Annotated in this window: 3 protein-coding genes; all 3 read left to right on the plus strand. The window is 74.9% G+C overall.

The genetic code is table 11. The annotated features are described in order from the left end of the window. Positions 1-8,900: amino acid adenylation domain-containing protein (locus AB0917_RS31070; RefSeq protein WP_366823027.1), on the plus strand; the 8,900-nt coding region annotated here is incomplete at its 5' end. A 332-nt stretch (positions 8,901-9,232) separates the two neighbouring features. Further along, on the plus strand, positions 9,233-9,433 hold the full coding sequence (locus AB0917_RS31075; RefSeq protein WP_366823028.1) for a thiazolylpeptide-type bacteriocin: 201 nt from the start codon (positions 9,233-9,235) through the stop codon (positions 9,431-9,433). Between the two features lie 170 nt (positions 9,434-9,603). Next, positions 9,604-11,332, plus strand: a 1,729-nt coding sequence (locus AB0917_RS31080; protein ID WP_366823029.1) for a lantibiotic dehydratase, incomplete at its 3' end; no start/stop codon positions are given.

An 11,332-nucleotide genomic window follows, 5' to 3' on the forward strand; every position in this document is an offset into this window, starting at 1 on the left:
GGCTCCACACCCCACTCCCGCAGCTGCCGGGCGAGCGCGACCCCGGAGGCGACGACCTGCGTTCCCGGCTCGCCGCGTCCGCCCCGCACGGTGGGAGCGTCGCCCGTTCCCGGCCGCGCCTCGTCTTCCTGTTGCCCGGACAGGGCGCCCAGCTCCCCGGCCGGGACCGGGCCCTGTACCGTACGGCGCCGGTGTTCCGGGACACCCTCGACGAGGCGTCCGCGCTCCTCGGGCCGGTGCACGGCCGGCCCCTGGTGGACTGGGGCGTGGACCCGGACGTGGACCGCGACGCCCAGGCCATGACGGAGGTGGCGCAGCCGCTGCTCGTCGCCTCCGGGGTCGCGCTCGCCCGGCAGCTGCGGGAGTGGGGTGTGGAGCCCGACGCGGTGGTCGGGCACAGCGTCGGGGAGATCACCGCCGCCTGTGTCAGCGGGGTGCTGACCCTGCGGGACGCCGTACGGTTCGCGGCCGAACGCGGCCGTCTCATGGGCGCGTTCACCGAGCCCGGCGCCATGATCGCCGTCCGCGGGAGTGAGGAGGCCGTCGCCGCGGTGGTGGCCGGGGCCGACGGTGACCTGGCCGTGGCCGCGTACAACGGGCCGGGCCTCCAGGTGGTCTCCGGTTCCGTTTCCGCCGTGGAGCGCGCCGCCCTCGACCTCGGCGCCCAGGGCCTTGCCGTACGCCGTCTGCGGGTCTCCCGTGCCTTCCACTCACCGCTCATGGGCCCGGTCGCCGACCGGCTCGCCGACGCGGCGCGTGCGCTCACCCTCCATGCCCCGTCCGTCGCGCTGATGAGCACGGTCACCGCCGCCTGGCAGCCGGTCCTCCGCCCGGAGTACCTGCGCGACCACGCCCTGCGGCCGGTGCTGTTCGGGGCCGCCGTCGAGCGCATGGCCCAGGAGGGCTACGACACGTTCGTGGAGGTCGGGCACGGGGCGACCCTGTCGGGTGCGGCCCGTGCGGCGGCCGCGAGGGTACGTCACGTGGCGGACCCGGACGGCACGTCCGCCGACGGGCGGAGTACGGCGGCAGCGGGCCGGGACGGTGCTGTGACGGTGATGCCCGCTCTCCCGGGCGACGGCGACGACAGCACACCGGGTGCACCGGGTGGTGGCGGGCGGCGGGCGCTGCTGGAGACCGTCGGGCGGCTGTGGTCACGCGGAGTGCCGCTGGACCGTACGGCGCTCGACGCGGGCCGCCGCCGGGTTCCGCTGCCCACCTACCCGTTCCGGCGCGACCGGTACTGGGCCGATCCACCGGTGAGTCCGCTGCTGCACCGGGTGGTGTGGGAGGACGCCGCCCTGCCCGCAGCGTCGTCGGCACCGGCGGCGACGGTGCCTTCCGTGCTGTTGACAGGTCCCGACGCCGCGTCCGTCCACCGGCTCGGCGAACAGCTGTCCGGCGAGGGCATCCAGCTGCACACAGGGGGTGCGGAGCCGCCGGACGCCGTGGTCCTGGTGGCCGGTCCCGCTCCCGGCCCGGAGGACGCCGACGCGCTGGGGCCGGCGCAGGAAAGCGCGCTCGCCGCCTTCGGTGAGGCGCTCGCCCGGCTCGACGCGACCCGGGCGAGCCGGCTGCTGGTGGTGACGGAGGACGTCCACACCACCGGGGCCGCGCCCGAGCGGCCTCATCCGGCCCATGCGGTGCTGGGCGGGCCGCTGCTGGCTCTGCCGCAGGAGACGCCGGGCTGTTCAGCCACGGGTATCGACCTCTGCTCGCTGGACACCCCCGCCCAGCGGCTGGCGGCCGTGCTGGCCGAGCTCCGGGCGGACAGCGATCCGGGGCAGGCCACCACGGTCGCCTGGCGCGCGGGCCGCAGGCTCGTCCGCGGCATCGCGCCCCTGGCGCCGAAGGACGTAGCGGCGCCCCCGCTGCCGTACGACGGCACCTTCCTCATCACCGGAGGCGGCGGCGGGATCGGCGGCGCGCTCGCCCAGGACCTGGCCGGAAGGGGACGCCCCACTCTCGTACTCGCCGGACGCTCCCCCCGCCCACCCGCCGGGCTCGTCGAGGAGCTCCGGGCGCTGGGCGCCACCGTCCACTACCGCGTGGCCGACGTGTCGGTGGAGGGGGATGTCGACACGCTCCTCGCCCAACTGCCCCGTCTCGACGGCCTCTTCCATGCGGCGGGGGTGGTCCGCCCCGGCACGCTGCGGAGCAGAGACCCGAGGGAGACGACCGACGCCCTGGCCGCCAAGACCCGGGGCGCTCTGCTGCTCTCCCTGGCCCTGCGACGGCATGGGCTCGACCCCGCGATCTGTGTCGCGTTCTCCTCGGTCTCCGCCGTGCTGCCCGGCCTGGCGGGCGCGCTGGGTGAGTACGCCGGTGCCAACGCCTTCCTCGACGCGTTCGCCGCGTCCGAAAGGCGGGCGGGCAGGCCGTGGCAGTCCGTGAACCTCGCCGCGTTCGCCGGGACGGGCATGGCCACCGTCCTCGGCACCGGCACCGTCCTCGGCACCGGACCGGGGCCTGGCGCCGCCGCCGTACAGCGGGCCGGCGGCCGGCCGGTGGCCACCGCTCCCGCGCTGGCGGCGCTCCGCACGGCGTGGGGCGTCGACGCGGCGCAGCTGGTGCTGGCCGATCTGGCGCCGTCGGGCCCCCCGGGCCGCCCGGAGGTCACTGAAGTCACGGAGGTAACGGAAGTCACGGAGGCCACGGTGTCCGCGACCGGGGCCGTGGCGTCGCAGCCCGTACCTGGTGTCGCTCCCGGGTCCGTACCGGATGCACAGCCATCAACGCCGCCGGTTGTCACTACTCGGACGGTCCACGCCGACACGGATACGGACGCCGTGACGCGTGCGGGGACCGCCACCGCCGCGTTGTTGCGCCGGCTCCTGGCCGCCGCGCTGCGTCTGTCTCCCGAAGAGGTCCCCGACGACGCGCCGTTCCTCTCCCTCGGGCTGGACTCGCTCGCCGCCGTCGATCTCGTCAGGCAGCTCGAACGGGAGCTGGGCACCGCCCTGCCCGCCACGCTCTTCTTCGAGTACCGGACCATCGGCGAGTTGGCCGCTCACCTCGACGCCCCGGCCGACCCGCCGCCCGCGCCCCTGGCGGCCCCCTCCCCCGTCGCGGACGGGGTGCCGTTCCCGCTCACCCCCGTCCAGCTGGCCCTGCACACCAGCGGCCGGCTCCACCCGGACATCCCGGCCCACGGGTATGTGCGCCAGACCGTGCGGGGGCCGGTGGACGGCGAACTCCTCGGCCGCGCGCTCACCGCGCTCGCCGACCGGCACACCATGCTGCGGATCCGCATCGAGAACGGCACGACAGCACCCCGGCAGTACGTGGCACCACCCACCGCCCTGTCCGCCTGGTACGAGGTGCACGAGCGCCCCGGCCCCGTCGAGGACCTCGAAAGCGCCCTGCGCAACCGGCCGTTCGACCTCAGTGCCGAGCCGCCCCTGCGCGCGGTCCTCGTCCGGGAGAGCGCCGACCTGGCCCATCTGGTGCTGGTGATCCACCATGCGGCCGGCGACGGCTACAGCCTCAACGTCCTCGCCGAGGAACTCTGGTCGCTGTACACCGCACTCGCCCACGGGCAGGAACATCCGGAACACGCGGATGAGCCGTCACTGCCCGCTCTGGGCACCGACTTCGCGCGGTACTCCGCCGCTGCGGCCCATGAGCGTTCCTCCGCGGCCGGGGCCGGGGCCCTCGCCGCCGACCTGCGCTACTGGTCGGACCGGCTGGCCACCCGGGGCGAGCCGCTGCGGCTGCCGTACGACGGTGATCCCGACGCCCTCCCGGCCGCTCCCCTGGCGACCCATGGGAGCGCCCTCGAGGCGCCGTTGACCGCCTCGTTGGAAGAGCGGGCCGCCGCGCACGGCGTCAGCCTGTTCCACCTGCTGCTCGCCGCCCATGTGCGCTGCCTGAGCCGGTGGAGCGGGCAGCGTGAGGTCGCGGTGAACGTCGCCCGTGCCCGGCGGGATGGCCGGCTTCCGGGTCTGGACCGGCTCGTGGGGCCGCTCGCCGACACCCTTCCCCTGCTGTGCGAGACCGACTCGGACGAGTCGGTGGGGGACCTGGCGGAGCGGCTCGGACAGGTCTGGCTGGAGAGCGAGCGGCACGCGACGCCCACCAGCCTGGATCTGGCCCGGCTGCTCCCGGACAACCTGGCCGGTGCCGGTGCCGGGCCACGGACGGTGAGCCCGGCCGGGTTCAGCTTCGCCCGCTTCCCGGCAGCTCTCGACGCGCGGTGCCCGGTGACCGTGCGGCCGACGGCGGCCGGGACCGGTACCGCGGCGACCCGCCTCAGCCTGCTGTGCTGGCAGGACGGGTCGGTCCTGCGCTTCTCGTGGAACTTCCCCGTCCGTCTCTTCGACCCGGCGACGGTGGCCCGCCTGGACCGCGACTTCCACGACGAGCTGACCGCCCTCGCCCAGGCCGAACCCGCACCCCACAGGACCGGCTCCTCCGCCACGATCGTGGGGCGGCTCCTGGCCCGGTTCCGGGCGACCCCGGACGCGGTCGCCGTCGACACAGGCACGGCCACGCTGACGTACGCGGAACTCGACCGCGCCTCCCACGCCCTCGCGCACCGGCTCCGGGCCCACGGCGTCGCTCCGGGAAGCCTCGTCGGGCTCCTCACCGAGCCGGGCGCCGACGCCGTCGTCTCGGTCGTCGCCGTCCTGCGCGCGGGCGCGGGCTGGGTGCCGTTGGACTCCGGCCACCCGACCGCGCGCCTCGCGGACCAGCTCAGCCGGTCGGGCGCCCGTACGGTGATCTGCCACGCCCCGACCCGTACGGCGGCCGAAGCCCTCGGTGACGTCACCGCGGTCTCCGTCGACCTATCGGCATCCGCGTCCGTACCCGCCCCGCGAGAGGCCGTGGAAGATCCGGTCGGTCCCGTCGACGCCGACACACTCGCCTACGTGATCTTCACCTCCGGGTCCACCGGGCGGCCCAAGGCCGTGCCCATCACCTACCGCTCGATGGAGAACTACCTCTCCTGGGCCATCAGCACGTTCGGGTACGACGAGCACGACCGTCTCGCCCAGACGGCGTCGCTCTGCTTCGACGCCTCCGTCCGCCAGCTCCTCGCGCCGCTGCTCGTCGGGGCGACCGTGGTGACGGTGGACCGGGATCTCCTGCGCGACCCCGACCTCCTGCTGACGCACGTCGAACGCGCCCGGATCACCGTGTGGAGCTCCGTTCCCACCCTCTGGGAACAGCTCCTCACCGCCTCCGAGGAGCGGGTACGGCGCGGGGCGCCACGGCCCGGCCTGTCCGCTCTCCGGTGGATCCACGTCGGCGGCGAGGCCCTGTCACCCGCCCTCGTACGCCGCTGGTTCGATCTCTTCGGCAGCGGCCAGCACATCGCCAACCTGTACGGCCCGACCGAGGCGACCATCAACACCACCTGCCACATCATCCGCTCCCGGCCCGGCGACGACGTACGGCACCTGCCCATCGGCCGTCCCGTGGCCGGGGCGGAGGTGAAGATCGCCGGCCCGGACGGCGAGGTGCGGCAGCCAGGTGAAGCCGGCGAGCTCCTCATCGCCGGGGTCGGTCTGACGCCCGGATACCTGGGTGAACCGGCCCTGACCGAGGCCGCGTTCACGAACCGTCGGGGGCGGCGCTGGTATCGCAGCGGCGACCGCGTGCGGGCTCGCGAGGACGGCACGCTGGAGTTCCTCGGGCGCCTGGACGACCAGGTGAAGGTGCGCGGCAACCGGGTCGAGCCGGGCGAGATCGAGGCCGTGCTGCGAGCCCATCCGGACATCGCCCAGGCGGTGGTCCTCCTCCGGGACGGCCGCCTCGTCGCGTTCGTGACCCCGAGGGCGGGGGCCTCCGGCGCGGACGCGGTGGCGCTTCGGCTCCACCTCGCCGAGACGCTGCCGCCGTACATGGTTCCGTCCCGCATCACCCCTGTCGGCAGGATGCCGCTCACCGGCACGGGCAAGATCGACCGGCGTCGGCTGCTCGGCCTCCAGCCGGACACGGACACGGGGACGGGGACGGGGACGGGGACGGGGACGGGGACGGGGACGGGGACGGGACCAGGGACGGGACCGGGGGCGGAGACGGAGACGGGACCGGGGGCGGGGACGGCAGCCGAGGACGGGAACGAGCCGGTGGAGCCCGGCTCCGCCCCCCGTACACCGCCCCGCACACCGACCGAGGTCCGGCTGGCCGGCGTCTGGTCCGCGCTGCTCCGGACCGGTGACGTGTGCCGTGAGGACGACTTCTTCGCCCTGGGCGGCGACTCCCTGCTCGTCCTGGAGGTGTTCGCCCGGCTGGAGAAGCAGGGCGGGCCGCTCCCCCGGCCGACCGTCGTCTACCGCCACCGCACCCTGGCCGCCCTCGCCGCCGCCGTGGACGCGGCCACATCGGATGTGTCGGACACGTCGGTCCGGGAGGCAGGCGGCACCGCGGCGGCGACGGGCGGGACAGAGCCCGCGCCCTTCCCGCTCACGCCCACCCAGCAGGGCTTCCTGCTGGCCGAAGCCATCGCGCCGGGCGCGGCGTCGTCCTGGCTCACGCGGCTGCGTCTGCGCGGCCCGCTCGACACCGCACGCTTCCAGGCCGCCGTGGACACGCTCGTCGTCCGGCATCCCATGCTGCGCACCGTCTTCCCCGCCGGAGCCCGCCCGGCGCTCCAACAGGAGCTCCCGCCGTCACTGCGCCTGCCGGTCGACTTCGAGACCCTCACCGACCCGCACCAGCTGGAGGAAAGGGTCACAGCCGAACGGGCGCGCCGGTTCGAACTCTGGGCCTGGCCCCTGCTGCGCCTGCGGGTGCTCACCCTCGCCCCCGACGACCACGTCCTCGTGGTGCACGCGCACCACATCATCGGCGACGGCTACAGCGCGGCGCTCCTGGTACGGGAGCTGACGACCGCGTACGACGCGCTGTCCCGGGGCGGGGAACCGGCCCTGCCCCCGCTGCGCGGCACCTTCCGCGACCACGCCGCCCACCTCGCAGGACGGGGTCCCGGCACGGCCGCCGTCGCGTCGGCGTCGGCTCGAGGCGAGGACCGCCGGGCGCGGCTGAGCGCCCCCTACCGTCCGCCGGTTCTCGGCAGCGGCGAGGACGAGGCGCCGGCCGGTCACGCGCCGTTCCACACCCACACGTTCACGGTCGGGGCCGAGCACGTGAAGGAGCTGCGCAGCCTCGCCTCCCGCACCGGCGCCACCCTTTACGCGCCCGTGCTCACCGCCTACTACCGGGCGCTCGTCGCCGCGACCGGCCGGGCCGATCTGGTGCTCGGGCTCGCCGTGAACGGCAGGGACCACGCCCTGCCCGACGCGCACCGGGTGTTCGGCCCCTATGCCACGGCCGTTCCCCTGCGGCCGGCCGGTCCGGACTCCGGGCGGCCCTCGTACGCGGACTTCGCGGGCGATCTGCGGCGCGTCGTCTCCGAGGCCACGGCGGCGCAGCTCCACGAGGGGCCTGTGCCGCCCCTGCCCAACGGGCTGCCCCTGGCCTCCCAGTTCTTCTTCACCTACCTGGACTTCTCCGCCCTGGGGCCGGAGAGCGGGCGGACGCTGACGGTCGTCCGCGAGGACGGCGACAGCGAGTACACACCGCCTCCGGTCGGTACGGATGTGTTCCTGGCGGCAGGCCTGGACGCCGGGCGGCTGCGGATCACGGTCCGCGCGTCGGCGACGGCGTTCACCCCGAAGGCGCTGGCCGTGCTCGCGGGCCGGGTACGGGAGGAGCTGACGGACCCGCTGGCCGCGCCGGCAGCGGCCACGGTGGTCGCCACGCCCGTACCTGAACAGCGGCGCGCCGGGAGCCCGAGCGGGTCCGGGCGGGCGCCACTCATGGATGCCGCGCTCATCGGCTACCTGCCGTCCCCGGCCCATCTCGCCCGGCTTGCGCGCCTGCCGGAGGCGGACCTCCCGCACGAGGGGCTGCGGACCCTGCTCTTCCCGGACGGGCGCCCACGGCTCCTGGAGACCCTGAGCACACCGCTGGGACGCTCGGGCTTCGTGTGCCTCCCCCTGTTCGCTGACGAACTGGCCCCCGGCAACCCCCTGCTCGGCCACACCGCGCGCGGCGTGGACCTCGCCTCGTCGCTCGGGGCCCGGTCCGTCTCCCTCGCCGGCATGATCCCCTCGCTCACCGGCTACGGATTCGACGTCGTGCGCGCGATCGGCGCCACCGCGGCCACCACGGCCGTCACCACCGGCCATGCGGCGACCGTCGTCTCCGTCGTCAGGACCGTGCATGCCGCACTCGACGCCACCCGGCAGGAACTGGGCGCACTCACCGTCGCGTTCGTGGGGCTGGGCTCCATCGGCTCCTCCTCCCTGGAGCTGCTGCTCAGCCAGGCCCCGAGCCCGCCCGCCCGGCTCCTGCTCTGCGACGTACCGGGCAGCGGCCCACGTCTGAAGGAGCTCGCCGACCGCCTCCGTGAACGCCGTCTCGCCGGCGCCGTCGACGTACTCGAATCGGCTGGTGGGCTTCCCGACGCGGTGTACGGGGCACGCCTGATCGTCGCGGCGGTCAGTGGCGGCGGCACGCTCCTGGACGTGGACCGCCTCGAACCCGGTACGACGGTGGTCGACGACTCGTTCCCGCACTGCTTCGACACGGAGCGCGCCATCAGGCGGATGGACCGGGCGAAGGACGTGCTGGTCGTCGGCGGCGGGCTGCTGAGCATCGGAACCGTCGAACGGCACGTGGCCGACGGGCTACCGGCCGCCGCGGTGGCCGGATATCTCGCGCGGCCCTCGCTCCCGGACACCATCGCCTCCTGCCGGCTGGAGTCCCTGCTCCATGCCTCCGGAAGGGACGTTCCCCTGGTTCGGGGGCCGGTCGGTGCGGCCGCCGGCCTGGCCTACTGGGCTGCGGCGGAAGCCGCCGGGACACGGGCGGCGCCGCTCCATCTGCTCACCCGCACCATCGACAGGGAAACGGCCCAGCAGCTCGCGGGCAGGGCATCGCGGGAATGAAACGTAAGAATTGTCTCTTCCCTTCCTCCGGTGCGGCGGTGTCCATCCGGATGGACACCCTCCGGAAAGGAGATTTACTTTTCGATACCGCCTCTCCGGAGAAAAGCCGACCGAGTCACACACCTGCACCCCGGCATTTCCCGGAAGCAAATACATGGCATCGCCCCCTGTGCGGCCTCTGCGGGGCAGTCGGCCGGTGGCACGTCTTTGAGACATTTCCTCTCCGCTTCCTTGGCTGAATAGGGCGCTGCTCCGGGCAGCGCCCGGCGATCTACGCTGCCGAACCGGTGCACAGACGCACCGTTCCCGCTCTCACGACCCCCGGAGAACACATGTCACTTCCCCAGACGGCCACCTCGTTCGACCTCGGCGCGCTGGATCTCGGTGAGATCACCGTCACCGCGATGCGCGACACGGCAGGAATCGGTGAGTCCACCTATTCGCTGTCGTCCTCCTCCTCGACGTCCTGTCAGGGTTGCAGCGGCTGCGGCGCGTGCAGCGTCCAGCCGCCGGTGCTGGTCGACAGCGCGTGACACAGGAACCGTGAGGGCTTCCGCGGCGCCGCCTGCCCGTTCACGCGGGGTGGTGCCGCGGAGGCCCGCTCGCGTACGAACCCGGCGCGTCCCACCGCGTGCCGGGCCCTGTCCGACGCCAACGCCCAGTCGACTGGATCGATGTGAATCCGCCCGTACCGGAACCCCAGATGCCCGCGGCCCCGGCTCGCGACGGGCGCGCGGTCCCGCGCCCCCGGATCGCCCCCGGCGCGCTGGTCCGTACGACCCTGCTGAGCCTGCCCGCCGAGCCCGGCCCCGCCGCCGCGTTCCGGGCCGCGCTGGCCGAACTGGTGGTGGTGGAGGCCCGGCTCACGGCTCTGGCTCCCGCGCTCGGTGACGCGCTGTACGCGAGCCGGGCCGACCATACGGAGGACTTCCACCGCGCCGTGGTGCTTCCGCTCCGCCGCGCCGTGCACAACGGGCGCGACCCGCGGCCGGCCCTTCTCCTCGCCCTGGACGGCCTCCCCGACCGGGTGCCCGAACTGCGCGCCTGGCTCGGCGCACGCAGCCGCAGGGAGGAGTTGCTCACGGCCCTGCGGTCCCAGGCCGCCCCCGCTCTCACCGCCGGGCGGTCGGTGCTCGCCGGGTTGTGCCGGGAGCCGTCGTTCCTGCGCGCCGCGTCGTTCACCAGCGCCGACCTGCTGCGAGCGGTGGTGCGGGCAGGGCAGGGACCGGCGGACCGCAGGGCGCGGAAGGAGGAGGCGGGTGTGGTGCGGCACGTGACGCGGGCGGTCGCCCGCACCACCCCGCTGTCCGCCTTCGCGGCTGTCGGCTGGGGTGTGCTGCCGACACCACCGGGTGGGGATACGGACCCGGCGGCCGATCCCCGCAACGGCGCGGAGCAGGGGGCCGGCTCGGAGGACAGCACGGATCGGGGAACCGGCTCGTGGAACGGCGCGGAGCTGCCGCTCGGTTCGTCCCGAGCCGTCGTCCGCGCCAACCGGACGCTGGTGGACACCCTGTTCGCGGCGCTGGCGGCCGACCCGCGCCGTCGCTCCACACTGCCGCACCGCATGTGCAGCAGCCTGCGTGCCTCCGACGGGCGCGCCGCCTTCGCCCGCTCCCGTACGGCCTTCACCGCCGCGCGTTTCCTCGCGGTGGAGGACGACGAGGTCAGCCTCGGCGCGGCGGCACCGCTGCGCCGGCTCGCCGCACTGTCCGATCCCCCGGCCACGCTCGACGCGCTGGCCGCCCTGCTCGCGGCCGAGGAGGGACCCGAGCCGGGGCCGGAACAGCTCCGTGCGGCATCCGCCTTCGTCCGGCAGGTCCGCGACGCGGGGCTGCTCGTCCCGGTGGAGCCCTTCGACCCGCAGGACCCGGACCCGCTCCCCCGGCTGGCCCGCTGGCTGCGGGAGACCGGCTCACCGCAGGACCGGGAGCCGGCCCTGCGTATCGAGGATCTCGCCGTGGTCACCGGTGAGTTCGGCGCGGCGGAACCCGGTCGCCGCGCTGCCGTGCTGGCCACCCTGAGGGAGCGCTGGGTGACGCTCCTCGACGAGGTGGGCCACCCGGTGGGCGCCGCCCCCGCCCGCCTCACCGTCCTCAGCGAGGACGTCGTCCTGCGGGAGCCGGTACGCCTGGACGGCTTCTTCGGCGACGCTGACCACCGGGTGATCGGCGAACTGGCGTCGCTGGCGGAGGTGTTCGACCTCGGTCCGGTGGTGCGCCGGCAGGTGCGGGACGCTTTCGTCGCGCGGTACGGGACCGGCGGGGTCTGCCCGCACGTGTGGGACTTCGGCGCGGACGCCAACGAGGCCTGGCAGCGGGCCGCTCGGGCGGTCGGCGGGGGCGCGCCGGACGCCGACGGGGACGGAGGCGAGGACAGGGACGGGCGGCTTCTACGTCTACGACTCCGGCGCGCCGGTCCTCGACCCCGAG

This window comes from Streptomyces sp. NPDC007346 (genome assembly GCF_040703535.1).
Taxonomy (GTDB): Bacteria; Actinomycetota; Actinomycetes; order Streptomycetales; family Streptomycetaceae; genus Streptomyces.